21 protein-coding genes are annotated in these 23,446 nt (G+C 67.8%); 5 read left to right on the plus strand and 16 right to left on the minus strand.

What is annotated here, in order from left to right; genetic code table 11:
* Positions 1 to 216: 216 nt before the first annotated feature.
* From dnaK to cueR, 3 genes are all read right to left on the minus strand, one after another.
* On the minus strand, positions 217 to 2,178 hold the full coding sequence (gene dnaK / locus ACZLZY_RS12815) for a molecular chaperone DnaK (protein WP_472934457.1): 1,962 nt from the start codon (positions 2,176 to 2,178) through the stop codon (positions 217 to 219).
* A gap of 447 nt (positions 2,179 to 2,625) precedes the next feature.
* Complete coding sequence (locus tag ACZLZY_RS12820; RefSeq protein ID WP_472934308.1) at positions 2,626 to 3,126, minus strand: MmcB family DNA repair protein; 501 nt, start codon at positions 3,124 to 3,126, stop codon at positions 2,626 to 2,628.
* Positions 3,127 to 3,250: 124 nt separating this feature from the next.
* A complete protein-coding gene (cueR, locus tag ACZLZY_RS12825) occupies positions 3,251 to 3,676 on the minus strand; it encodes a Cu(I)-responsive transcriptional regulator (protein ID WP_472934309.1) in 426 nt (141 codons plus the stop codon).
* A gap of 243 nt (positions 3,677 to 3,919) precedes the next feature.
* Here cueR and ACZLZY_RS12830 point away from each other — a divergent pair, with 243 nt between their 5' ends.
* Complete coding sequence (locus tag ACZLZY_RS12830; RefSeq protein ID WP_472934310.1) at positions 3,920 to 4,714, plus strand: L,D-transpeptidase; 795 nt, start codon at positions 3,920 to 3,922, stop codon at positions 4,712 to 4,714.
* Positions 4,715 to 4,872: 158 nt separating this feature from the next.
* On the opposite strand, the gene ACZLZY_RS12835 is transcribed toward ACZLZY_RS12830, so the two are convergent.
* The 6 genes from ACZLZY_RS12835 to betI form a co-directional block, all read right to left on the minus strand.
* Positions 4,873 to 5,559, minus strand: a complete 687-nt coding sequence (locus ACZLZY_RS12835; RefSeq protein ID WP_472934311.1) for a ceramidase domain-containing protein — start codon at positions 5,557 to 5,559, stop codon at positions 4,873 to 4,875.
* 232 nt (positions 5,560 to 5,791) lie between these two features.
* Positions 5,792 to 6,022, minus strand: a complete 231-nt coding sequence (locus tag ACZLZY_RS12840; protein ID WP_472934312.1) for a hypothetical protein — start codon at positions 6,020 to 6,022, stop codon at positions 5,792 to 5,794.
* Positions 6,023 to 6,112: 90 nt separating this feature from the next.
* Positions 6,113 to 8,278: a malate synthase G gene (locus ACZLZY_RS12845; protein ID WP_472934313.1), complete on the minus strand. Its 2,166-nt coding sequence runs from the start codon at positions 8,276 to 8,278 to the stop codon at positions 6,113 to 6,115.
* 187 nt (positions 8,279 to 8,465) lie between these two features.
* Positions 8,466 to 9,446: a small ribosomal subunit Rsm22 family protein gene (locus ACZLZY_RS12850; protein WP_472934314.1), complete on the minus strand. Its 981-nt coding sequence runs from the start codon at positions 9,444 to 9,446 to the stop codon at positions 8,466 to 8,468.
* Between the two features lie 40 nt (positions 9,447 to 9,486).
* Entirely contained in the window at positions 9,487 to 11,151 is a 1,665-nt protein-coding gene (gene betA / locus ACZLZY_RS12855) for a choline dehydrogenase (RefSeq protein ID WP_472934315.1), read from the minus strand.
* A 72-nt stretch (positions 11,152 to 11,223) separates the two neighbouring features.
* Entirely contained in the window at positions 11,224 to 11,847 is a 624-nt protein-coding gene (betI, locus tag ACZLZY_RS12860) for a transcriptional regulator BetI (protein ID WP_472934316.1), read from the minus strand.
* 165 nt (positions 11,848 to 12,012) lie between these two features.
* On the opposite strand from betI, the gene ACZLZY_RS12865 reads away from it, so the two are divergent.
* On the plus strand, positions 12,013 to 13,629 hold the full coding sequence (locus ACZLZY_RS12865; protein WP_472934317.1) for a bifunctional metallophosphatase/5'-nucleotidase: 1,617 nt from the start codon (positions 12,013 to 12,015) through the stop codon (positions 13,627 to 13,629).
* Positions 13,630 to 13,638: 9 nt separating this feature from the next.
* On the opposite strand, the gene ACZLZY_RS12870 is transcribed toward ACZLZY_RS12865, so the two are convergent.
* Positions 13,639 to 14,877, minus strand: coding sequence for an ROK family transcriptional regulator (locus ACZLZY_RS12870; RefSeq protein WP_472934318.1), 1,239 nt, complete (start codon positions 14,875 to 14,877; stop codon positions 13,639 to 13,641).
* Positions 14,878 to 15,298: 421 nt separating this feature from the next.
* Between ACZLZY_RS12870 and ACZLZY_RS12875 the strand changes: the two genes are divergently transcribed.
* The 3 genes from ACZLZY_RS12875 (at position 15,299) to ACZLZY_RS12885 (ending at position 18,424) form a co-directional block, all read left to right on the plus strand.
* Positions 15,299 to 16,333, plus strand: a complete 1,035-nt coding sequence (locus ACZLZY_RS12875; RefSeq protein WP_472934319.1) for a sugar ABC transporter substrate-binding protein — start codon at positions 15,299 to 15,301, stop codon at positions 16,331 to 16,333.
* A 220-nt stretch (positions 16,334 to 16,553) separates the two neighbouring features.
* On the plus strand, positions 16,554 to 17,645 hold the full coding sequence (locus tag ACZLZY_RS12880) for an ABC transporter permease (protein WP_472934320.1): 1,092 nt from the start codon (positions 16,554 to 16,556) through the stop codon (positions 17,643 to 17,645).
* The gene (locus ACZLZY_RS12885; RefSeq protein WP_472934321.1) at positions 17,642 to 18,424 is read left to right on the plus strand and encodes an ATP-binding cassette domain-containing protein; all 783 of its coding nucleotides are present in this window, start codon (positions 17,642 to 17,644) and stop codon (positions 18,422 to 18,424) included. Before ACZLZY_RS12880 ends, ACZLZY_RS12885 begins: the two co-directional genes overlap by 4 nt.
* A gap of 19 nt (positions 18,425 to 18,443) precedes the next feature.
* On the opposite strand, the gene ACZLZY_RS12890 is transcribed toward ACZLZY_RS12885, so the two are convergent.
* The 6 genes from ACZLZY_RS12890 to ACZLZY_RS12915 form a co-directional block, all read right to left on the minus strand.
* On the minus strand, positions 18,444 to 18,746 hold the full coding sequence (locus ACZLZY_RS12890) for a type II toxin-antitoxin system RelE/ParE family toxin (RefSeq protein ID WP_472934322.1): 303 nt from the start codon (positions 18,744 to 18,746) through the stop codon (positions 18,444 to 18,446).
* The gene (locus ACZLZY_RS12895; RefSeq protein WP_472934323.1) at positions 18,727 to 18,969 is read right to left on the minus strand and encodes a type II toxin-antitoxin system ParD family antitoxin; all 243 of its coding nucleotides are present in this window, start codon (positions 18,967 to 18,969) and stop codon (positions 18,727 to 18,729) included. Before ACZLZY_RS12895 ends, ACZLZY_RS12890 begins: the two co-directional genes overlap by 20 nt.
* Before the next feature lie 69 nt (positions 18,970 to 19,038).
* Entirely contained in the window at positions 19,039 to 20,094 is a 1,056-nt protein-coding gene (locus ACZLZY_RS12900; protein WP_472934324.1) for an ABC transporter ATP-binding protein, read from the minus strand.
* Positions 20,087 to 21,094 (minus strand): ABC transporter ATP-binding protein, encoded by a 1,008-nt coding sequence (locus ACZLZY_RS12905; protein ID WP_472934325.1) that lies wholly within the window; start codon positions 21,092 to 21,094, stop codon positions 20,087 to 20,089. Before ACZLZY_RS12905 ends, ACZLZY_RS12900 begins: the two co-directional genes overlap by 8 nt.
* Before the next feature lie 277 nt (positions 21,095 to 21,371).
* Positions 21,372 to 22,292, minus strand: a complete 921-nt coding sequence (locus ACZLZY_RS12910; RefSeq protein ID WP_472934326.1) for an ABC transporter permease — start codon at positions 22,290 to 22,292, stop codon at positions 21,372 to 21,374.
* Entirely contained in the window at positions 22,289 to 23,212 is a 924-nt protein-coding gene (locus tag ACZLZY_RS12915) for an ABC transporter permease subunit (protein ID WP_472934327.1), read from the minus strand. Before ACZLZY_RS12915 ends, ACZLZY_RS12910 begins: the two co-directional genes overlap by 4 nt.
* Positions 23,213 to 23,446: the final 234 nt, after the last annotated feature.

Here is a 23,446-nt window from a genome sequence, read left to right on the forward strand (position 1 = left end):
TCTTGCGGAAGGCCCACCAATGCCGAGCATGTGGGGACGTTTCCGGCGCGTTACCATAGCCGGCTGCCTCTCGGAAAGCGTCCTGCGGCCACAGCGTCAGCGCAATCTTGCCAAGATCAACATCCCCGCGGTTCACGACCGCCGGAAGGGTTGTCCACCAAGCAAAAGCCCCGGCAGTTGCCTGCCGGGGCTTCTCGAACTGTCGAAGACGACCGGTTAGGCCGACTTCTTGCGCTCGTCGTCGTTCACCTCTTCGAAGTCGGCATCGACGACGTCGTCGTGCGCTTCGTTGCCGGTCGGCTGCGCCGCGGCATCGGCCTGGTCGTTCTGCGAGGCCTCGTACATCGCCTGGCCGAGCTTCATCGAGGCTTCGGCGAGGATTTCGCTCTTGGCCTTGATCGCATCGGCATCCGGCTCAGGCGCGTCGAGCTCGGTGCGCAGCGCAGCGATCGCGACCTCGATGGCCGAACGGTCGGCCTCGGTGACCTTGTCGCCATAGTCCTTCAGCGACTTCTCGGCCGAGTGCATCAGCGACTCGCCCTGGTTCTTCGCCTCGACGCCGGCACGACGCTTCTTGTCGCCCTCGGCATTGGCTTCGGCTTCCTTCACCATCGCCTCGATGTCGGCATCCGACAGGCCACCGGAAGCCTGGATGGTGATCCGCTGCTCCTTGTTGGTGCCCTTGTCCTTGGCCGAGACGTTGACGATGCCGTTGGCGTCGATGTCGAAGGTAACTTCGATCTGCGGCATGCCGCGCGGTGCCGGCGGGATGCCCTCGAGGTTGAAGCGGCCGAGGCTCTTATTGTCCTGTGCCATCTCGCGCTCACCCTGGAAGACCTGGATGGTGACGGCGTTCTGGCTGTCCTCGGCGGTCGAGAACACCTGGCTCTTCTTGGTCGGGATCGTCGTGTTGCGGTCGATCAGGCGGGTGAACACGCCGCCGAGCGTCTCGATGCCGAGCGACAGCGGGGTGACGTCGAGCAGCAGAACGTCCTTGACGTCGCCCTGCAGCACGCCGGCCTGGATCGCCGCGCCCATGGCGACGACTTCGTCCGGATTGACGCCCTTGTGCGGCTCCTTGCCGAACAGCTGCTTGACGATCTCCTGGACCTTCGGCATCCGGCTCATGCCGCCGACGAGCACGACCTCGTCGATGTCGGCGGCGGTGAGGCCGGCATCCTTCAGCGCCGACTTGCACGGGCCGACGGTGCGCTGCACGAGATCATCGACCAGCGCCTCGAACTTCGAGCGCGTCAGCTTGATCGCGAGATGCTTCGGACCCGAGGCATCGGCGGTGATGAAGGGCAGGTTGATCTCGGTCTGGCTCGACGAGGACAGCTCGATCTTCGCCTTCTCGGCCGCTTCCTTCAGACGCTGAAGCGCGAGCTTGTCGGTCTTCAGGTCGATGCCCTGGTCCTTTTTGAACTCGGAGGCGAGGTAGTCGACGAGGCGCATGTCGAAGTCTTCGCCGCCGAGGAAGGTGTCGCCATTGGTCGACTTCACCTCGAACACGCCGTCGCCGATCTCCAGCACCGAGACGTCGAAGGTGCCGCCGCCGAGATCGTAGACCGCGATGGTCTTGCCGTCGTTCTTGTCGAGGCCGTAGGCAAGCGCTGCCGCAGTCGGCTCGTTGATGATGCGCAGCACGTCGAGGCCGGCGATGCGGCCGGCATCCTTGGTCGCCTGGCGCTGGGCGTCGTTGAAGTAGGCGGGAACGGTGATGACGGCCTTCTCGACCTTCTCGCCGAGATAGGCTTCCGCCGTCTCCTTCATCTTCTGCAGGATCATCGCGGAGATCTGCGACGGCGAGTACTTGTCGCCCTCGGCCTCGACCCAGGCATCGCCATTGTCGGCGCGCACGATCTTGTAGGGGACGAGGTCCTTGTCCTTGGCGACGGTCGGGTCGTCGTAGCGACGGCCGATCAGGCGCTTCACGGCGAACAGCGTGTCCTCGGGATTGGTCACGGCCTGGCGCTTGGCCGGCTGTCCGACCAGACGCTCGCCGCCATCTGCGAACGCGACGATCGAAGGCGTGGTGCGCGCGCCTTCAGCGTTCTCGATTACCTTCGCAGTCTTGCCGTCCATGACGGACACACAGGAATTGGTGGTGCCAAGGTCGATACCGATCACCTTCGCCATGTTCTTCTCCTTGTTGAGCGAACTGCCCGGACCCTCGATGAGGCGTTCCAGAGGGGCAGCCCCCGATATGCTGACGTTATCGACGGTCTCTACCGGTCAATGACCGATCCCGTCGGGGCTGGAGGGTATATATGAAGGGCTCGTGAGACGCGCAAGACGGGCTCTCCACCGGACGAAAAAACTGCCGCGCGCCAGGAAATGCGATGAAACCATCGCGGGTATCACGGAACCGTTAGCGGTTTCAGGCCTTTCCATCCCCATCAGGCCGGGCGTGCACCGCACCGCTCTCGGCTTTTCAAGGAGAACTGCCATGAACGGTATCATCTATCTCGTCGGCCTCGTGGTCGTGGTCATCGCCGTCCTCTCGTTCTTCGGCCTGCGCTAAGCGCATCTGCCGCAGCGCAAGGGCTTGAGGCCAAAGCGCGCGGTCCGGACGACCAGAGCCAAAGCCGCGTCCGATAAGGGCGCGGCTTTTTTCATGGAAGCTCAGGCCTCGTCCGGCAGGACGGTCATATAGGGGTTGGCGCGCCATTCCGCCTGCTGCAGCCGGTCGGCCGAGAGCCTTGCAAAGCGCAGCGTCATCGCCTTGCGGGCAGCGGGGGCGAGGCGATGCTCCGGGGCCTCCCGCAGCAGTTCGGCACTGTACCCGTCGGTCAGGATCAGCCCGCAGTCCTCCGGGAAGATCGCCGTCGGCACGCCGGGATGGGTGGCGAAATACAGGCGGTCGCAGTGAAGGCGGTATTCCGGCCATTTGCGGTCGACGCGAAAGTCCTCGATCGAGGTCTTGATCTCGACGATCCACACCTCGCCTTTCTCGGTAATGCCGGCGAGGTCGGCACGACGGCCGGAGGCGAGCGGCATTTCGGGGAGCAGCGAGACCCGCCGCTCCACCATCAGCCGCTGGACACCGCGGCGCACCAGCATGGCGCGCTCGGACTGGCGCCCGTCGACGAGCGGTTCGGTGCGGTTGGGCGAGACGATCGGCATGTCCGCAAACTAGGCCGGCGCGCGCCTGCGTCGCAAGTGAAAAACCGAACAAACCATAAACGCTGGCCCAGTTCGGCATCGCTTCCGCGCCGGAGCCAAGGGTGAGCGCAGCGTCCGCCGGCGCTCAGGCCTCGCCGTGCGACGGCCTTAGAATCTGCCCGGGGCGCTCGCCGGCGATTTCCTCGAGGATCGGGCAGTCCGGCCCGGCATCTCCCGGGCACTGCTCGGCGAGGATCGACAGCGCCCGCTTCAGCGACTGCAGTTCCTCGATCTTGCGATCGATCTCGGCCATCCGCCCGCTCGCCATCCGGCGGACGTCCTCGCTGTGGCGCTGGTCGTCGGCGTAGAGGGCGAGGAGCTTGCGCGCTTCCTCGATGGTGAAGCCGAGGGAGCGGGAGCGCTGCAGGAAGCGCAGCATGTGGACGTCGCGCTCGCGGTAGTCGCGGTAGCCGTTCTGCGCCCGCGCGGGCCGCACCAGCCCGACTTCCTCATAGTAGCGGATGGTCTTCGGCGGCAGGCCCGAAAGCCGTGCTGCTTCCCCTATATTCATGAGAAGTCCTCGCTGCGTCCGACGCATCATCCCAGTCTCCGAAAGATGTCGCGGGGCTGGCCGCCGTCAACTGTGACTGCGCGGCAACAAAGACTTTATTAACCATAACGCTGTCTATTGTTCGCGTTGTCACGGCTTGCCGCAGGGCATATCCAGAGAGCGTCTTCGCTGGATAGCTTGCCCCGTCGAACGAGTGTGGCGCCACGAACGAACACTTACTCCGACGCTGCGGACCCGGCTCCCATGACCAACAGACTGAACCTCGTATCCCTCGGTGCTGTTTTCGCATCGTTGGCGGTCCTTTCGGGCTGCGCGACGACGACGACGCCTCAGAAGATGGCGGACAACACCTCGGCGGCCGTGGCGCGGATCACCGCCTATGCCTCGCCGACCCCGAACGAGGACCGCAGCTTCGGCGTCGCCCCCGCGACCGCCTATGCCGCAACGGTCGACGACGGCTTCTCGCTGCCGTCCATTCCGTCGGACAAGATCGACCCGAAGTTCCTGCGCCAGCGCGTCGTCTACGATGCCGGCGGCTATGAGGAAGGCACGGTCGTCGTCGATACCGGCAACCGCTTCCTCTACGTCATCGAGCGCGGCGGCACCGCCATGCGCTACGGCATCGGCGTCGGCAAGGCCGGCTTCTCTTGGGCCGGCGAAGCCAAGATCGGCGACAAGCAGCATTGGCCGCGCTGGTTCCCGCCGAAGGAGATGATCGAGCGCCGCAGCGACCTCGAGAAGTTCAAGGACGGCAAGGGCATGGATCCCGGCGTCATGAACCCGCTCGGCGCCCGCGCGCTCTACCTCTACCAGGGCAACAAGGACACGCTGTACCGCCTGCACGGCTCGCCGGAGTGGCGCTCCATCGGCACCGCGGCCTCGTCCGGCTGCATCCGCCTGATGAACCAGGACATCATCGACCTCTACGAGCGCATCCCGCTCGGCGCCCGCGTCGTCGTCCTGCAGGGCAAGGAACGTCTGGTCGACCAGACCCCGGCCAAGCCCGCCCGCACCAAGGCGAAGGCGAAGGCCAGCTGAGGCAGGCAACCGGCGTTCGCGCCGACAAGATACCCCGGCGGAGACTTCCGCCGGCGACAGTTTGAAAGGCGGGGGACCGTCATGACCGGGTGCTTCGGGGGAAGCATCCGGTCTTTTTTTGTCCGGCCACGACCGGGAAGCCGGGCGGCAGGCTTTGCTCAGGCGGTGATGCGGTGGCGGCGGGGACGCGCGCCGTGGCGGATCGCGGCCGAGAGCAGCAGGCCGAGCGTCGTGGCGTTGAGGATGTGCCAGAGGAAATGCGTGCCCAGCGGATAGCTGGCGCAGACCGGCATGTCCGCCATGCGCAGCGCGATCGAGCCGGTGAATACGCCGGCCGCCGCCAGCAGCCGCCGCGCCGGCGATCGCCTGGGGAAGGCGAGCGCGAGGCCGATGGCATAGAGCGCCACCGCCGGCGGGATGTAGCCGGCAGAACTTCCGAAAATGTGCCCCAGAGCGTCGCGCGTCAAAAACGTTGCGCCGAAGAAGCCGGCGACGCAGAGCGCTGCCGCCCAGCGGGCGAAGCCGAGGAAGCGGTGCAGCGCGAGGCCGAGATAGGCCGCGATGAACAGCGTGATCGGCAGAACGTCGGCAAGGCTCGACCAGCGGTTGGCGAAGGTGTGGAACAGGAACGAGCCGACGCCGATGATCCCGACGAGGCTGATCAGCGCAAGGCTCGCGACGTCGCGCCGTCGACGCTTCGCCAGCGCATCGCGCCGCCGCCAGGCGACGAAGGCGGCCGCCGCCACCAGGATGAAGGCGAGGTTGGAGACGGCATTGACTGGCTCCGCCCAAAATCCCGGGCCGAGCCGCTCGCAATAGGCATCGATCGGATCGGTCCATGCCATGGCGCGGAACTCCCTCAGGGCTGCCGATCATCGGCCGCCACGGGGCGGGTTGAACACCCCAGGAAGCATGCCCGGCAACGGATCGCAGCGCAGTCCGGTTTCCCGTCGGCCGACGGAGCCGGTCAGCGCGGCGTCTTGTTCCGCTGGGTCCGCTCGTTCAGCAGCACGTAGGCCCATGCTGCGGAGGCAAGGGAAATCGGCAGGATGACGAAGGCGAAAAGCTCGGTACCGGTCATGGGCGCAATCCCCGCAGCAGGCGTCTTGCGCTCCAATGTAGGGCAATCGCCGCACCAAGCCAAATCGCCGTGCCGATGACGAGCGTTCCGAGGCCGACGGGACTCGTGCCAACGCTGTAGAAGGTTGCCGCGACCGGGGCGAGCACGCCCACCGTGACGCAGGCGGTCGAAGCGCGGTCGAACGCTGCCGCCGTGAGTTTTGTCTGCTCATTGTGGACGATCGTCACCTGCCGCTCCTCACCCACCCACTGACCAGGAAGTCTCGGCTCAGAGGGTGGGAGCCTGCAAGGCCTGCTCCCACCCTCCGGTCTTTTTTGTCAGCCCCGCGCCTTCTTCTCCAGCCGGCGCCGGTGCAGCACCGGCTCGGTATAGCCGTTCGGCTGAACGGCGCCCTGGAAGACGAGGTCGCAGGCGGCCTGGAAGGCGATCGAGGCGTCGAAGTCCGGCGCCATCGGCTCGTACTTCGCGTCGCCGGCGTTCTGCGCGTCGACCTTGGCCGCCATCTTCTGCATCGCCGCCATCACCTCGTCCTTGGAAACGACGCCGTGGCGCAGCCAGTTGGCGATGTGCTGGGAGGAGATGCGGCAGGTGGCGCGGTCCTCCATCAGGCCGACGTCGTTGATGTCAGGCACCGTCGAGCAGCCGACGCCCTGGTCGACCCAGCGCACGACGTAGCCGAGAATGCCTTGCGCATTGTTCTCGACCTCGGCGACGATCTGCTCGTTCGGCCAGTTGGCGCGGCCGGCGAGCGGGATGGTCAGGATGTCGGCGAGGATCGCGCGGCGGCCCTTGGCGGCGATGTTGTCCTGCCAGGCCAGCACGTCGACGCGGTGGTAGTGCGTGGCGTGCAGCGTCGCCGCCGTCGGGCTCGGCACCCAGGCGCAGTTGGCGCCGGCCTGCGGATGGCCGATCTTGACCGCCAGCATGTCGTGCATCTTCGCCGGCATCGCCCACATGCCCTTGCCGATCTGCGCCCGGCCCTTGAGGCCGCAGAGGAGGCCGACATCGACGTTCCAGTCCTCGTAGGCGCCGATCCAGGTGCGGTCCTTCATCACCGTCTTGCGCACCATCGGGCCGGCTTCCATCGAGGTGTGGATCTCGTCGCCGGTGCGGTCGAGGAAGCCGGTATTGATGAAGAAGACCCGGTGCTTGGCGGCGCGGATGCACTCCTTGAGGTTCACCGTCGTGCGGCGCTCCTCGTCCATGATGCCCATCTTGATGGTGTTCTCGGGCAGCCCCAGCACCGCCTCGACGCGGCCGAAAATCTCGGCGGAGAAGGCGACCTCGTCCGGCCCGTGCATCTTCGGCTTGACGATGTAAACCGAGCCGGCGCGCGAGTTGCGGATGCCTTGGGTCTTCTTCAGGTCGTGCAAGGCGATCATCCCGGTCACCATGGCGTCCATGATGCCCTCCGGCACCTCGGACCCGTCCTTCAGGTGGATCGCCGGATTGGTCATGAGGTGGCCGACATTGCGGATCAGCAGCAGCGAGCGACCCGGCAGCGTCAGCGGCGAGCCGTCGGGCGCTGTATAGCTGCGGTCGGGGTTGAGGCGGCGGGTCACCGTCTTGCCGGCCTTCTCGAAGGAATCCTCGAGGTCGCCCTTCATCAGGCCGAGCCAGTTGCGGTAGACGGCGGTCTTGTCCTCGGCATCGACGGCGGCGATCGAATCCTCGCAATCGCAGATCGTCGAGACCGCCGACTCCATCAGCATATCGGCGACATGGGCGCGGTCGCGCGAGCCAATGCGGTTGGCGGCGTCGATCTGCACCTCGATGTGCAGGCCGTTCTGCTTGAACAGCACCGCGGTCGGCGCTGCGGGATCGCCGACATAGCCGGCGAAGGCGTCGGGGGTCTTCAGCATCGCCTTCTTCGGGCCGCCGAAATCTGCGACCAGCGAGCCGCCCTCGACGGCATAGGCGGTGACGTCGATATGGCTGATGCGGTCGAGCGGCGCGACGCCATCGAGGAAACCCTTGGCCCAGGACACGACGCGGGCGCCGCGGGCCCGGTCATAGGGGCCGGACGGCGGGGCGTCGCCCATCGCGTCGGTGCCGTAGAGGGCATCGTAGAGCGAGGCCCAGCGCGCATTGGCGGCATTCAGCGTGTAGCGCGCGTTCATCAGGGGAACGACGAGCTGCGGGCCGGGGATCTCGGCGATCTCGGGGTCGACGTTGGCCGTGTCGATCTGGAAGTCGGGGCCCTCGGGCTTGAGGTAGCCGATCTCCTGCAGGAAGGCGCGGTAACCGGGCGCGTCGAGCGGCTGGCCGCGGCGGGCCTGGTGCCAGGCGTCGATCTCGCCCTGCAGGCGGTCGCGCACAGCGAGGAGTTCGCGGTTCTTCGGCGCGAGATCGTCGAGGATTCCGGCAAAACCCTTCCAGAACTGGTCGGGCTCGATCCCGGTGCCTGGCAGCGCCTCCGTGTCGATGAAGGTCTTCAGCTCGTCGGCGACTGTCAGGCCATGGACGTCGATCGTATCGGACATGTAGCGGCTTCCTTTCCCGTGTTGCCCCGCAAATCGACCTTACACCCCGTCCTGTCAATCATGCGAAAGCCCAAGAGGGCTTTGGGCCCGCCTCGGGCCAGGCCGCGGGACTGTGGGAACGCGGGTGCAAAGCGGGAGCGGTGGGCGCTGGAAAAGACGCAGAAAACAAGACCGGATCTTCTCGGATCTAGAGGAGATCACCCCATTTGCGTTTGCGGGCGCGGGCGAAGGCGTCGCGGTCGCGCTTCGGCACGGTGGCGAGGTGCACGCCGCCATCGGTGCCGCAGAGTTTGACCGCGACGCCGATCTTGCTGGTCTCCGGCCGGTCGAGGATTCGGGCCTCCTCGGGCGCCTCATACAGCGCCGGCCGGACGGCGACGAGATAGCTGAACTTCTCGTCCTCGTAGGACAGCGTCGCCGCCTTGGCGCTCATGTGGTCGCGGCTGCGCTGCAGGCGCACGGCGAAATGGCACCAGTCCGGCGGTGTCAGCGGGCAAGGCGCCTCGTGCGGACAGGGTGCGACGATCCGCGCACCGGCGGCCATCAGCCCGTCGCGGACGCCGAGAATGCGGGCATAGCCGGCGGGCGTGCCGGGCTCGACGATCACCACCGCGCCGGTGCAGCTTTCCCAGAGCTTCTGCATCAGCACGGGCAGGCGGGCGGGCGGCAGCTCGGTCAGCGCGTAGCCGAGGACGACGAGGTCGAAGGGCTCGGCCGGGCCCGCCCAGGTGACGAGATCGGCGGTGATCTGGCGCGGGGTCTGGAGAGCGGTGCTCTCGGCGTCCTCGGCCAGCGTCCGGGCAAGGTCGAGGAAGGCGGTGTTGCGGTCGACCTGGACGATCTCCGCGACCGCCGGCCAGAAATCGGCCATCGCCCAGCTCGCCGTGCCGGGTCCCGCACCGACGTCGAGCACGCGCGCTGGCGCAAAATCGGGGCAGCGTTCCAGGAGGCGCTCGAACACCTCGCTCGCGGCGGCGAACGTCGCCGGCATGCGCGCCACGGCATAGGCCATGGCGTCCGCCTCGCCCTCGACGACGCCGGTCGACGAGCCGCCCTCGCGGTAACGCTTCGAGATCTTCCCGGAGCGCTCCGACAGATCTTTTCGCGAGCGGCCTTCCATCAGCGCCGTGATCGCCGCCGTCAGCGCCTCAGGAAGTTCAGCTGCCATCGGATCTCTTCGCCACCCCGCAATGCCGGCGAGGACTAGCCTACCGCTGGCTCTCCTGCCAGTTCGGATTGATCCAGGGTTTCAGCGGCGAGGCCGGCAGCATGGTCCGGCCAAGGATATGGTCGGCGGCCTTCTCGCCGACCATGATCGAGGGGCCGTTGAGGTTGCCGTTGGTGACGCGCGGAAAGATCGACGAATCGGCAACGCGCAGGTTCTCGATGCCGATCACCCGGCATTCCGGGTCGACCACGGCGTCGATGTCGTCGGCGTCGCCCATGCGGCAGGCGCCGCAAGGGTGGTAGGCGCTCTCGGCGTGGTCGCGGATGAAGCCGTCGAGCTCGTCGTCGCTCCGGAGCGACGCGCCCGGCTGGATCTCGGCGCCGCGGAAGGGCGCGAACGCCGCCTGGCCGAAAATCTCGCGCGTCAGCCGGACAGCGGTGCGGAAGTCGCGCCAGTCGTCGGCATGGCTCATATAGTTGAAGCGGATCGACGGCTTGTCCGACGCGCCGCTGCCGGTGAGCCGGATCGCGCCGCGCGACTTCGAGCGCATCGGCCCGACATGCGCCTGGAAGCCGTGGCCCTTGGACGCCGAGGTGCCGTCGTAGCGCACGGCGGCGGGGAGGAAGTGGTACTGGATGTCGGGATAGTCGACGCCGGCGGCCGAGCGCACGAAGGCGCAGGATTCGAAATGGTTGGTGGCGCCGTGGCCGGTGTGCAGCAGCATCCATTCCAAGCCGACGCGGCCCTTGGCGAAGAGGTTGAGATAGCCGTTGAGGGTGATCGGCTGGGTGCATTCCTGCTGCACATAGACCTCGAGATGGTCCTGCAGGTTCCGCCCGACGCCCGGCCGATGGAGTTTCGGCTCGACGCCGACGGCGGCAAGCTCGGCCGCATCGCCGATGCCGGAGCGCAGCAGCAGCAGCGGCGAGTTGATCGCGCCGGCGGCGACCACCACCTCGCGCCGCGCCCGCACGATGCCGGGCAGGCTTCGTGGGCGGCGCACCGCGACGCCTACCGCCTTGTCGCCCTCGAAGACCAGCCGCACCGCCTCGCCCGCCAGCAGCCGGCAATTGCCGCGGCGCATGGCGGGGCGGAGATAGGCGTTGGCCGTCGACCAGCGCCGGCCGCGCCAGATGGTGTGCTGCATCGGGCCAAAGCCTTCCTGCTGCTCGCCATTGTAGTCGTCGGTCACCGGGAAGCCCGCCTGCCGCCCGGCCTCGATGAAGGCGGGATAGAGCGGGTTCTGCATCGCGCCGCGCTTCATGTGCAGCGGGCCGTCGAGGCCGCGCCAGCGGGCGTCGCCGCCCTCCATCGCCTCCATCCGCTGGAAGTAGGGAAGCACGTCGCCATAGGCCCAGCCGGCGGCGCCCACCTCCGCCCAGTGGTCGAAGTCGCGGGCGTGGCCGCGGACATAGACCATGCCGTTGATCGACGACGAGCCGCCGATCACCTTGCCGCGGGGCGTGGCGAGGCTCCGGTTGCCGAGCGCCGGCTCCGGCTCGGCCCGGTAGCCCCAGTCGTAGCGCTTCATGTTCATGGGATAGGAGAGGGCGCCCGGCATCTGGATGAAGGGCCCGGCATCGGTGCCGCCGGCCTCGATCACCAGAACGTCGTACTGGCCGCCCTCGGACAGGCGATAGGCCATCGCCGCCCCGGCCGAGCCGGAGCCGATGACGACGTAGTCGGCTTCGTCGATCTCACGCATGCAGAACTCCAGCGGGAAGGGCGCGCGCCGGCGCGGTGGAACGGAAGGACAAGGCTGTTGTCGCGCGGCGGCTCATGCGCCGGCCGCCCGGGACGCGGAGCGGGCGGTCTCGGCATCGATGAAGCGCTCGATCACGGCGATCGCCGCCAGCCGGTCGGGCCCGTGCAGCGGCGCGCCGCGGCGGGGCGAGACCAGCGCATGGCGCAGCCAGACGCCGTCGATCATCGAGCCCGCCGCCTGGGCGATCGGCCGGGCGCGGTCGCGTCCGGTCAGCGGCGCCAGCGCATCGACGAGGTTCGACTCCAGCCGCCGGAAGTAGACCGCGAGCAGCCGCGCCGCCTCGGCGTTGCGCCGGGCGTGGAGGTAGAAGACCAGCCAGGCGGAGATCGCCTCGACGGAGAACTGGTCGGGATCGAAGCAGCCCTCGACGATCGCCGAGATGCGGGCCCGCGGCGTCTCGGCGGTCCGCAGGCGCTGCGTCACGCCGGCGCGGTAGCCACCGAGAAGATGGCGCATGGCGGCGATCAGGAGGTCGTCCTTGCCGCCGAAATAATGATGCGCCAGCGCCGGGGAAACCGCGGCGCGCCGGGCGATCTCGGCCATGGTCACGCCGAGCGAGCCCTCGCCGTCGATCGCGTCGATCGCCGCGCGGATCAGCGCGCCGCGCCGCTCGTCCTCCATGCTGCGTCTCGTCATCGCGGCCGTCCCGTCGCCTGTCTTTTCGGAGCAAGCGTATTGTTGATTGACTGATCAATCAACCGGTGGAGGGCGGCAAGTTTCGGGGAGAGCGGCGGCGCGGGCGTTGAACCGTCACGCGGGGCGTATAGGCTGGCCCGCATCGCGTCCTTCCCGGAGACCGCCATGACGAAGCCCTTCGCCCGCCGTTCCGCCCGCCTGCCCGCCGGTCTTGCGGCCCTGCTGGCCGCAGTCTGCCTCGCCGGCCCCGCCAGCGCCGAGTTCCGGCTGCGCGTCCTCCACACCAACGACATCCACTCGCGGCTGGAGCCGATCAACAAGCAGGATTCCACCTGCGGCGCGAAGGACCAGGCCGCCGGCGCCTGCTTCGGCGGCACCGCGCGGCTCGCCACGGCGATCGGCCGCGAACGCCTGCCCGCCTCGCTGCTCCTCGATGCCGGCGACCAGTTCCAGGGCTCGCTGTTCTACACCCACTATCTCGGGCAGGAGGTCGCCGAGCTGATGGGCCGCCTCGGCTACGACGCCATGGCGGTCGGCAACCACGAGTTCGACAATGGCGTGCCGGTGCTGCAGCGCTTCGCCGAAGCCATCGGCTTTCCCTTGCTGATGGCCAATGCCGATCTCTCGAAGGAACCCGGCCTTGCCGCCCGCATCAAGCCGCACGCGGTCCTCACCGTCGCCGGCGAGAAGATCGGCGTGATCGGCCTGACGCCCCAAAACAACCAGGAACTGACCAGCGCCGGCACGACTATCGCCTTCCAGGACCCGGTCGACACCGCCCGGCGCGAGGTCGCGGCCCTCACCGCCGAGGGGGTGACCAAGATCATCCTCCTCAGCCATTCCGGCTACGCCGTCGACCAGCGGATCGCCGCGGAGGTCGACGGCATCGACCTCATCGTCGGCGGCCACTCGCACACATTGCTGTCGAACAGCGTGCCGACCGCCGGCGGCCCGTCGCCGACCTTCGTCGCCGCCCCCGGCGGCACGAAAGTGCCGATCGTCCAGACCGGCGCCTATGGCCGCTATCTCGGCAAGGTCGACCTCGTCTTCGACGACAAGGGCGTCGTCACCGAGGCGGTCGGCGAGCCGATCCTTCTCGACCAGGCGATCCCGGAGGACCCGGCGATCAAGGCCCGGATCGCCGAGCTCGCCAAACCGCTCGACGCCGTCCGCAACACCGTGGTCGGAAAGACGGCGGCGCCGATAGAGGGCAGCGCCGCCTATTGCCGGACGCAGGAATGCACCATGGGCGACCTCGTCACCGACGCGATGCTCGCCAAGGTGAAGGACCAAGGCATCGAGATCGCCATCACCAATGGCGGGGGCCTGCGCGCCTCGATCGACGGCGGCGAGATCACCATGGGCGAGGTGCTGACCGTGCTGCCGTTCCAGAACACCCTGGCGACCTTCACCTTGAAGGGCGCCGACATCGTCGCGGCGCTGGAGAACGGCGTCTCGCAGGTCGAGACCGGTGGCGGCCGCTTCCCGCAGGTCGCGGGCCTCGAATTCGACTGGTCGCTTGCCGGCACGGCGGGCGAGAGCCGGATCAAGGCGGTGCGGGTGGTCAAGGACGGCCGCGCGACGCCGATCGACCCGGCGGCGGACTACCGGGTGGTCACCAACAACTTCATGCGCAATGGCGGCGACGGCTATGCCGTCTTCGCCTCGGCGGGCCGCGACACTTACGACTTCGGCCCGACGCTCGACAGCGTCCTCGCCGACTATCTCGGCAAGGGCCCGTTCGCGCCGCCGGCGGGCGTGCGGATCCGGCTGGTGCCGTAAGCCGCGGGGTCAGCCCCGCTCGGTGAAGAGCACGCGGTGGTCGAGCAGGAACTTTGCGAAGAACGGCAGGCTCGCCGCGCCGATCTCGCGGGCGCTGGCGCCGATCGTGCCAGGCTGGACGCGGATCGGCGACAGGCCCTCGCGGCGGATCTCGGCAAGCTTTGCCTGCGTCGCCGCAACCAGGCGGTCGCGCACCTCGAGCGGGATCGAGCCGTCGATCACTGCGCATTCGAAATCGTAGACCGACATTGCCGAGACGATGGCGTGGGCGAGGCCGAAAGCCGCCGTCTCCAGCCAGCGGTCGAGCAGCGGACCGAGCTCGGGCCATTGGCCGTCATCGTTCCAGAGATCGCGCGGGTTCATGCCGGCGGCGCGCATCTCCTGCTCCAGAAGATGGATCGAGGCGGAGTGGATCAGCTGGCGGTGGCCGGCGGGGGCGCCATCCGGCCCGGCCGGCCGCGGCACGGGCATCGAGCCCAGCGCGCCGGCATTGCCGTTGCGGCCGACCACCAGATTGCCGTCGATGACGATGCCGCCGCCGACGAAGGTGCCGACGTAGAAATAGACGTAATCGGTGCTGCGCGTCGTGCCGAAGACATGCTCGGCGGCGCAGGCGGCCGTCGCGTCATTGGCCAGGTCGACGGAATAGCCGGTGAGGCTCGCCAGCTCGGCGGTGATGTCGAGCCCGCGCCACTCGTCCATCTCGCCGGCCGGCGCGCCGATCTCCTCGCCCCATTCCCAGATCGCCGAGGGCATGGCGACGCCGACGCCGGCGATGCGGGCGCGGCCGTCGGCATCCAGCGTCTGGCGCAGCTCCGCCACCGCCGCAACGACGAACTGCTTGATCGCGCCGAGCACCGGCAGGGGATAGCTCGCCCGCCGCCGTTCGCGGATCACCCCGACGAAATCCATCAGCACCAGTTCGACCGAGCGCCGGCCGAGCTTCAGGCCGAGCGAGAAGGCGCCATCGGGATTGAGCCGCATCGGGATCGAGGGCTGGCCGACCCGGCCGCGTCGCGGCGCGTCGCGCAGCACCAGCTTCTGGCGCTCGAGCTCGCGCATGATCACCGAGGCCGTCTGCGGGGACAGGCCGGTGCGCCGGGCGATGTCGGCCTTGGCCAGCACGCCGTTACGCCGGATCAGCGACAGCACGGCCCGCTCGTTGTGGGCCCGCAGCCCGGACTGGTTGGAGCCGCGCATGCGCTCTCCCGCCCCTTCCTCCGCGAATGGCTCGGTCACGTCGCTCATCTCTCCCCCCCCTACGGCGCAGCCGGGTTCTTTCCCGGCCGCCCCACCTCCGCCGCCGGACGTCTCTTGAAGTGCGCACAAGCCCGATGAATCGCGCTGCCCGGTGCTGTCGTGACATGCCATCCCGACTTGCCAGCCCGTCTGCTTCAGGTCATCCTTGCTGACCATCGTTGTGGGGGCCTGTCGGCAGACAGTTCAGCGGCACCCGGGCAAGGACGCAAGACCTTGACCAGCTTCATCCGGAAGTTGGTCCAGCGCCTTCGGGGTGTCAATATTTAAATCCACTTGATTTATTTAAGTTGACAGGGCGTCACTTTGCCGCTTTCCTTGCCGCCAACCTGTCGCGGCGGCGCGCCGTGACGCGGTCAACCGTCGCCGTGCGGGAGCGCGGCGGCATCGGATCATATCTGGGAGGATATCCGTGACGCTTCGCTCGCTTCTCGCCACCACCGCCATTGCCGCCTTCGCCGCACTCGGCGTGCTCGCCACCCCGGCCAGCGCCCAGACCAGCCCGCTGGTCTGCCTGATCACCAAGACCGACACCAACCCGTTCTTCGTCAAGATGAAGGAAGGCGCGCTCGCGAAAGCCAAGGAACTCGGCGTCACGCTGCAGACCTATGCCGGCAAGATCGACGGCGACACCGAGAGCCAGGTCGCGGCCATCGAGAGCTGCATCGCCGGCGGCGCCAAGGGCATCCTTATCACCGCGTCCGACACCAAGGGCATCGTCCCCTCGGTCAAGCAGGCGCGCGATGCCGGCATCATGGTGATCGCGCTCGACACCTCGCTCGAGCCGATCGACTCCGCCGACGCGACCTTTGCCACCAACAACTTCACCGCCGGCGAGCTGATCGGCCAGTGGGCCAAGTCGACGCTCGGCGACAAGGCCGCCGATGCCCGCATCGCCTTCCTCGACCTGATCCCCTCCCAGCCCTCCGTCGACGTGCTGCGCGACCAGGGCTTCATGAAGGGTTTCGGCATCGACACCAAGGATGCCAATGTCATCGGCGACGAGGATGACAAGCGCATCGTCGGCCACGACATCACCAATGGCAACGAGGAAGGCGGCCGGACCGCGATGGAGAACCTTCTCCAGAAGGATCCGACGATCAACGTCGTCTACACCATCAACGAGCCGGCGGCGGCTGGTGCCTACGAGGCGCTGAAGGCGGTCGGTGCCGAGAGCAATGTGCTGCTCGTCTCGATCGACGGCGGCTGCCCGGGCGTCAACAACGTCAAGGACGGCATCATCGGCGCGACCTCGATGCAGTATCCGCTGAAGATGGCCGCTTTCGGCGTCGAGGCGATCAAGAAGTTCGCCGACACCGGCGAGAAGCCGAAAGTCACAGAAGGCCTGAACTTCACCGATACCGGCGCCGACCTCGTCACCGACAAGCCGGTCGACGGCCAGAAGTCGATGACCTCGGCCGACGCGCTGAAGGCCTGCTGGGGCTGATTGATCGCCCGGTCAGCTCTGCTGGCCCGGTACTTGCCTGCTTGGCTGACGTCATCGGCCCGGCCGGCATGACTTGGCTTGCCGGCGTCGATCCGCACGTTCCGCGAGACTGCGGGCGGGAGGGGGTGTTCGCGCCTTCCCGCCGATGCGGGGGCCGCGCCCATCGGGCCGGCGGCTCTCTTTTCCCGATATTCCCGGACAGACTTCGAAAGGTGAGGCGATGAGCGACACCCCCCGCCCGGCGACCCCGCAGCGCAGCCCCAGCGACTTCGAGGCGGCCGCGGCAAAGAGCGATACGCGGGTTGCCGAGTTCGAGACGAACAATGGCGGCGGCCTTGCCCGCTTCCAGCACTTCCTGCACGCCAACCCCACCATGGTGCCTGTCTTGGTGCTGCTGGTCAGCGTGGCGGTGTTCGGCGTGCTGCTCGGCAGCCGGTTCTTTAGCCCGCAGACGCTGAACTTCATCCTGCAGCAGGTGACGCTTGTCGGCATCATCGGCGTCGCGCAGACCCTCGTGATCGTCACCGCCGGCATCGACCTCTCGGTCGGCGCGATCATGGTGCTGTCCTCGGTGGTGATGGGCCAGTTCGCCACCCGCTACGGCTTGCCGGCGCCGCTTGCCATCGCCTGCGGCCTCGCCGTCGGCACCTTCTGCGGCTTCATCAACGGCTTCCTCATCGCTCGGCTGAAGCTGCCGCCCTTCATCGTCACCCTCGGCACCTGGTCGGTGTTCCTGGCGACGAACTTCATCTATTCCGCCAACGAGACCATCCGCGCCCAGGACATCGCCAGCGCCGCGCCGCTGCTGCAGTTCCTCGGCCAGACCTTCAAGATCTTCGGCGCCACCTTCAGCTATGGCGCCGTGTTCATGGTGCTGCTGGTCGTCCTGTTCTTCTACATCCTCAACAACACCGCCTGGGGACGCCACGTCTACGCCCTCGGCGACGATCCGGACGCCGCCCGCCTGTCCGGCATCTCGACGACGAAGACGCTGATCTCGGTCTACGTCGTCGCTGGCTTCATCTGCGGCCTCGCCGGTTGGGCACTGATCGGGCGCATCGGCTCGGTCAGCCCGACCTCCGGCCAGGAGGCGAACATCCAGTCGATCACCGCGGTGGTGATCGGCGGCACCTCGCTCTTCGGTGGCCGCGGCTCGGTGTTCGGCACGCTGATCGGCGCCCTCATCGTCGGCGTCTTCGCCATGGGCCTCCGGATCTGGGGCACCGACCCGCAATGGACGCAGCTCACCGTCGGCGCGCTGATCATCCTCTCCGTCGCCGCCGACCAGTGGATCAGAAAGGCTTCCGCATGACCCCGCAGCTCGTTCTCTCCGCCCGCGGCCTCGTCAAGAAATATGGCCGCGTCGTCGCCATCGACCATGCCGACTTCGATCTCCGGGCCGGCGAGATCCTCGCCGTCATCGGCGACAACGGCGCCGGCAAGTCGACGCTGATCAAGGCCGTCTCCGGCGCCGTCATTCCCGACGGCGGTGAGATCCTGCTCGACGGCGCGCCGATCACCTTCACCAACCCGCAAGGCGCGCGCGACGCCGGCATCGAGACCGTCTACCAGCAGCTGGCGCTCTCGCCCGCGCTCTCGATTGCCGACAACATGTTCTTGGGCCGCGAAATCCGCCGCAAGGGTTTCCTCGGCGAGTTCCTGCGCATGCTGGACAAGCCGACCATGCGCCGCATCGCCCGCGAAAAGCTCTCCGAGCTTGGGCTGATGACCATCCAGAACATCGACCAGCCGGTGGAGACGCTGTCGGGCGGCCAGCGCCAGGGCGTCGCCGTGGCGAGAGCCGCAGCCTTCGGCTCCAAGGTGCTGATCCTCGACGAACCGACCGCGGCCCTCGGCGTGAAAGAGTCCCGCCGCGTCCTCGACCTCATCCTCGAGGTGCGCTCGCGCGGCCTGCCGATCGTCCTCATCTCGCACAACATGCCGCATGTCTTCGAGATCGCCGACCGCATCCACATCCACCGCCTCGGCCGCCGCCTCTGCGTCATCGACCCTAAGAGCGCGTCGATGTCCGACGCGGTGGCGCTGATGACGGGGGCGAAGGCACCGGAAGCGACGATGATGGCGGCGTAAGGCCCCGCCATCGTGGTCATCAAAGGTAAGTGTCGACGTCCATACGCTGGTGAAGAACGCGCATAATCTCAATGCCGGCATCAACACGGCGGTAGAAGATGAGATGCGACCTCACGGGGTAGCGGTAGTAGCCGAGGCTGATCTCGTCGACCCTCCGGCCAAGTTCGGGAGAGCGGGCCAGTCGCTGCATGGCACTGTCGATTTCGAGGATATAGCGATCGGCTTGGTCGGTAGACCACCGCTCGGCCGAGTAGAGGAAGATGCCGTCAAGGTCGGCACTCGCCTTCGGGTTTAGAAGAAGCTCAGAGCCCGTATTTGGCATGCATATCGGCGAGGAAAGCCTGGCTGTCGAACGGCATCGCCGGTCCGCTCTCCTCCGCTTCGATCAGCGCCTCCCGCAGGGCCTGCCGCTTGTTCTCCCGCTCCAGGAGTTCCAGCCCGGCCTGCACGACCTCGCTGACCGACGCGTAGCGGCCCTGGTTTATCGAGGCGGCGACAAAGGCGGAGAAGTGATCATCGAGAACGACCGGGGTTGTCTTTGACATGGTCTCTGGCTCCTGACGAAACCAAGACATAACCCCGGGCGCTGTCCATCTCAAGCGGAGCCGGCAGGGTCATTGCTGAGCTGGTACCAATGCTCCTCCCGCCTTCGCCGCCATCCGCCGCGCCGCCTCGTCTCCCGCAAAATGGCAGGCGCCAGAATGCCCCGGCGACACCTCGACCAGCGGCGGCAGGACCTCGGCGCAGACCGGCTCGGCGATCGGGCAGCGGGTGCGGAAGGCGCAGCCGGAGGGCGGGTTGATCGGCGAGGGCGGGTCGCCGAGGAGGAGGGTGCGGCCGCGCTGCCGGGCGATCGCCGGGTCGGGGATCGGTGCGGCGGAGAGAAGCGCGCGGGCATAGGGGTGCGCCGGGCTCTCGAACACATCGCTTCGCGCCCCGATCTCGACGATGCGGCCGAGGTAGAGCACCATGATCCGGTCCGAGATCAGCCGGACGACCGAGAGGTCGTGGCTGATGAAGATGAGGCTCAGCCCGTGCCGGTCGCGGAGGCCGGTCAGGAGGTTGATGATCTGCGCCTGGATCGAGACGTCGAGCGCCGAGACCGGCTCGTCGCAGACGATCAGCTTCGGCCGGGTGATGATCGCCCGGGCAATGCCGATGCGCTGCGCCTGGCCGCCGGAGAACTCGTGCGGGTAGCGCCCGATCATCTCCGGCGCGAGGCCGACCTCGTCCATCGCCTGCAGCACCCGCTCGCGCCGATCGGCCTTGCGCAAGCCGGGCTCTGCGACCTCCAGCGGCTCGGCGATGATGTCGCCGACCGTCATGCGCGGGTCGAGCGAGGCGATCGGGTCCTGGAAGATGATGGTGAGGTCGCGCCGCGCCTTGCGCATCTCGGCCTCGGAGAGCGCGGTGAGGTCGCGGCCTTGCCAGACGACGCGGCCGGCGGTCGGCTGGATCAGGCGCAGGATTGAGCGGCCGAGGGTGGACTTGCCGCAGCCCGATTCCCCGACGATGCCGAGCGTCTCGCCCTGGCCGAGGCTGAACGAGACGTCGTTCACCGCCTTCAGCGTGGCGCCGCGGCCGAACAGCGTGCGGCTGCGGATGGCGAAGCTGGTCGACAGGCTTTCGACGCTGAGGATCGGTTGTTTCACGTGTGACAGGTCAGGCATGGAGGCCTCCGGCGGGGACGGCGTTCACGGCGGCGTCGGCGAAGGGGTGCCAGCAGGCGGCGCGCCGGCCGGGGCCGACCTCAGCCAGCGGAGGCCGCTCGTCGGCGCAGCGCTGGGTGGCGTGCCGGCAGCGGGGATGGAAGGCGCAGCCCGTCGGCAGGTGCTGCAGGCTCGGCGGCCGGCCGGGGATCGGGTCGACGCCGGCGATGTCGCGGTCGACGCGCGGGATCGAGCGCAGGAGCGCGGCGGTATAGGGATGGGCGGGCGCTTCGAACAGATCGTTGACGCCGGCCTCCTCGACCACGCGGCCCGCATACATCACCGCGACGCGCGTCGCGATGCCCGCGACGACGCCGAGATCGTGCGTGATCAGCACCAGCGCCGTGCCGAAATCGGCGGTGAGGTCGCGGAAGAGGTCGAGGATCTGCGCCTGGATGGTGACGTCGAGCGCCGTCGTCGGCTCGTCGGCGACGATCAGCTTTGGCCGGCAGAGCAGCGCCATGGCGATCACCACGCGCTGGCGCATGCCGCCGGAGAGCTCGTGCGGATACTGCTGGAAGCGCCGCTCGGCCTCGGGAATGCCGACGCGCTTCAGCATGGCGAGCCCCGCCGCCTCGGCCTCGCGCCGGCCCATCCCCTGGTGCACCTCGAGGAGTTCCGACAGCTGCCGCTTGATCTTCATCGAAGGGTTCAGCGCGGTCATCGGGTCCTGGAACACCATGCCCATGTCCTTGCCGCGGATCTTGTCGAGCTGGCGCGGCTTCAGCGCGAGAAGGTCGGTGCCGTCCATCACCGCGCTGCCGCTGCTCGCGCCGTTGCGGGCGAGGAGGCCGAAGACGCCGTTGAAGGTCTGGCTCTTGCCCGAACCGGACTCGCCGACGATCGCCAGCGTCTCGCCCGGCAGGACGGCGAGATCGAGATCGGACACGGCCGCCACCTCGCCCTCGGGGGTCGCGAAGCGGACGGAGTAGTTTTTCAGGTGGAGGAGGGGGGCGGTCATATCAGCGTCTCGGCATCAGAGGCAGCGCGTGCGGCAGACGGACATGCCGTCCTCGCCGGTTCAGAACGCGGCACAAACGCGCCCGCTTCGTCATCCCGGACTTGACCCGGGATCCATTCCTTCGCGCTTCCCCTGCCAAATCGCTGCAATGCGCCGGTCCCCCGTCCTCGATTGCGTTCAACGATTTGGAGTGGATCCCGGATCAAGTCCGGGATGACGAAGCTGATGGGTTGGCGCGCGTTTCCGGCAGTCGAAAGCGTCATCGTCATCGTCATCCTCACCGGTCCTTCGGGTCGAAGGCGTCGCGCAGGCCGTCGCCGACGAAGGCGAAGGCGAGCAGCAGAGCGACGAGGGTGGCGCCGGGGAAACCGAGCAGCCAGGGCATCGTCTCCATCGTGTCGGCGCCCTCTGAGATCAGCGTGCCGAGCGAGGTCAGCGGCTCCTGCACGCCGAAGCCGAGATAGGAGAGGAAGCTCTCGGTGGCGATGATCTCGGGGACGGTCAGCGTCGCGAAGATCACCACCGGGCCGACGAGATTGGGAACGATGTGGCGGCGGATGATGGTGAAGGTCGAGACGCCCGAGGCGCGCGCCGCCTCGATAAACTCGCGCTCCTTCAGGGACAGCGTCTGGCCGCGCACGATGCGCGCCATGGTCAGCCATTCCAGAAGGCCGATGGCGGCGAACAGCAGGTAGACGTTACGGCCGAACATCACCATCAGGAGGATGACGAAGAGGATGTACGGCAGCGCGTACATGACGTCGACGAAGCGCATCATCGCGCCGTCGATCCGCCCGCCGAGAAAACCCGCGACGGCGCCGTAGAGAACGCCGACGACGACCGAGACGAGCGTTGCGATCAGCCCGACCATCAGCGAGACGCGGGTGCCATAGAGCGTCCGGGCAAGGAGGTCGCGGCCGTTCTGGTCGGTGCCGAAATAGTGCCCGCTCTCCCAAGAGGGCGGGGCGCGGAAGGCAGCCCAGTCCGGCGTCTCGTAGTCGAAGGGGATCAGCCAGGGGCCAATGATGGCGGCGAGGATGATGAAGGCGAGAACGAACAGCGACACCATCGCCGCCTTGTTGGCGGCAAGACGGCGCATGGCATCGCGCGTCAGCGACCGCGGCTTGCCGGCGAGCGCCGCGCTCTGGTTCTCGGCGAACGGCGCCAGCGCCTCGCGCTTGTCGACGAAGAGGCTCATCGGGTCCTGACCTTCGGATCGAGGAAGGCATAGGCGAGGTCGACCAGGAGGTTCAGGACGACGATCAGGATCATGTAGAAGACCACCGTGCCGAGCACCATGCCGTAGTCGCGGTTCAGCGCCGCCTGGATAAAGTACCGCCCGATGCCGGGAATGCCGAAGATTTCCTCGACGACGATCGAGCCGGTGAGGAGATAGCCCGCCGCCGGGCCGAGATAGGAGACCACCGGCGTCAGCGCCGGCCGCAGCGCGTGGCCGAGCACCATGCGGCGCACGCCGATGCCCTTCGCCCGCGCGGTGCGGATGAAGTTGGCGTTCAGCACCTCGATCATCGAGCCGCGCATCAGCCGCGAGATGCGCGCGGCGTGCGGCAGCGCCAGCACCGCCATCGGCAGCACCAGAAAGCGCGGCGAGCCGTCGCCCCAGCCGCCGACCGGCAGCCAGCCGAGTTTGAGCCCGAACACCAGCTGCAGGATCGGCGCGACGAGGAAGCTCGGCACCACGAGGCCCGCCATGATCACCCCGGCGATCAGGAAGTCGGCTGATTTGTTCTGGTAAAGCGCCCCGTAGATGCCGGCGGCGAGCCCGACGACCACGGCCAGCACCATCGCCCCGCCGCCGAGGATCAGCGTGTAGGGCAGGCCGATCATGATCTGCTCGGAGACGGTGAAGTCGTCGGTGGTGAAGGAGGGCCCGAGGTCGCCGCGCAGGAGGCCGGCGAGGTAGCTTAGATACTGGCCGATCAGCGGCTGGTCGAGATGATAGTGCGCGCGCAGGTTCTCGAGAATCTGCGGCGGCAACGCCCGCTCCATGTCGAACGGCCCGCCCGGCGCGAGGCGCAGCACGAAGAAACAAACGGTCACCGCGATCAGCACCACGGGGATCGCGGTCAGCAGACGGTGGAAGGCGAAACGCAGCATGCGCGCTCCTCGGTTGGACAGCGCGGTGACGACGAACCTTGGATAGGCGGGCGCCCGATCTCCCCCTTGAGGGGGAGATGTCGCCGCCAGGCGACAGAGGGGGGTGCCTGCCGCCGAGGTTCGCAAAGCGCGGGGATGCGATCGGGTCGAACTGCGGCAAGCCGGTCAGGAGGCAGAGTGCGCGGTGCGCACCCCCCTCTGCCCTGACGGGCATCTCCCCCTCAAGGGGGGAGA

It is taken from the genome of Mesocryomonas lacus (genome assembly GCF_055730135.2).

What these genes read in the sequence shown, in the direction of transcription:
- ACZLZY_RS12820 (WP_472934308.1), bottom strand. Translation starts at nt 3,126, where the DNA reads ATGCCGATCGTCTCGCCCAACCGCACCGAACCGCTCGTCGACGGGCGC.
- cueR (WP_472934309.1), bottom strand. Translation starts at nt 3,676, where the DNA reads ATGAATATAGGGGAAGCAGCACGGCTTTCGGGCCTGCCGCCGAAGACC.
- ACZLZY_RS12830 (WP_472934310.1), top strand. Translation starts at nt 3,920, where the DNA reads ATGACCAACAGACTGAACCTCGTATCCCTCGGTGCTGTTTTCGCATCG.
- ACZLZY_RS12835 (WP_472934311.1), bottom strand. Translation starts at nt 5,559, where the DNA reads ATGGCATGGACCGATCCGATCGATGCCTATTGCGAGCGGCTCGGCCCG.
- ACZLZY_RS12845 (WP_472934313.1), bottom strand. Translation starts at nt 8,278, where the DNA reads ATGTCCGATACGATCGACGTCCATGGCCTGACAGTCGCCGACGAGCTG.
- ACZLZY_RS12850 (WP_472934314.1), bottom strand. Translation starts at nt 9,446, where the DNA reads ATGGCAGCTGAACTTCCTGAGGCGCTGACGGCGGCGATCACGGCGCTG.
- betA (WP_472934315.1), bottom strand. Translation starts at nt 11,151, where the DNA reads ATGCGTGAGATCGACGAAGCCGACTACGTCGTCATCGGCTCCGGCTCG.
- betI (WP_472934316.1), bottom strand. Translation starts at nt 11,847, where the DNA reads ATGACGAGACGCAGCATGGAGGACGAGCGGCGCGGCGCGCTGATCCGC.
- ACZLZY_RS12865 (WP_472934317.1), top strand. Translation starts at nt 12,013, where the DNA reads ATGACGAAGCCCTTCGCCCGCCGTTCCGCCCGCCTGCCCGCCGGTCTT.
- ACZLZY_RS12870 (WP_472934318.1), bottom strand. Translation starts at nt 14,877, where the DNA reads ATGAGCGACGTGACCGAGCCATTCGCGGAGGAAGGGGCGGGAGAGCGC.
- ACZLZY_RS12880 (WP_472934320.1), top strand. Translation starts at nt 16,554, where the DNA reads ATGAGCGACACCCCCCGCCCGGCGACCCCGCAGCGCAGCCCCAGCGAC.
- ACZLZY_RS12885 (WP_472934321.1), top strand. Translation starts at nt 17,642, where the DNA reads ATGACCCCGCAGCTCGTTCTCTCCGCCCGCGGCCTCGTCAAGAAATAT.
- ACZLZY_RS12890 (WP_472934322.1), bottom strand. Translation starts at nt 18,746, where the DNA reads ATGCCAAATACGGGCTCTGAGCTTCTTCTAAACCCGAAGGCGAGTGCC.
- ACZLZY_RS12895 (WP_472934323.1), bottom strand. Translation starts at nt 18,969, where the DNA reads ATGTCAAAGACAACCCCGGTCGTTCTCGATGATCACTTCTCCGCCTTT.
- ACZLZY_RS12900 (WP_472934324.1), bottom strand. Translation starts at nt 20,094, where the DNA reads ATGCCTGACCTGTCACACGTGAAACAACCGATCCTCAGCGTCGAAAGC.
- ACZLZY_RS12905 (WP_472934325.1), bottom strand. Translation starts at nt 21,094, where the DNA reads ATGACCGCCCCCCTCCTCCACCTGAAAAACTACTCCGTCCGCTTCGCG.
- ACZLZY_RS12910 (WP_472934326.1), bottom strand. Translation starts at nt 22,292, where the DNA reads ATGAGCCTCTTCGTCGACAAGCGCGAGGCGCTGGCGCCGTTCGCCGAG.
- ACZLZY_RS12915 (WP_472934327.1), bottom strand. Translation starts at nt 23,212, where the DNA reads ATGCTGCGTTTCGCCTTCCACCGTCTGCTGACCGCGATCCCCGTGGTG.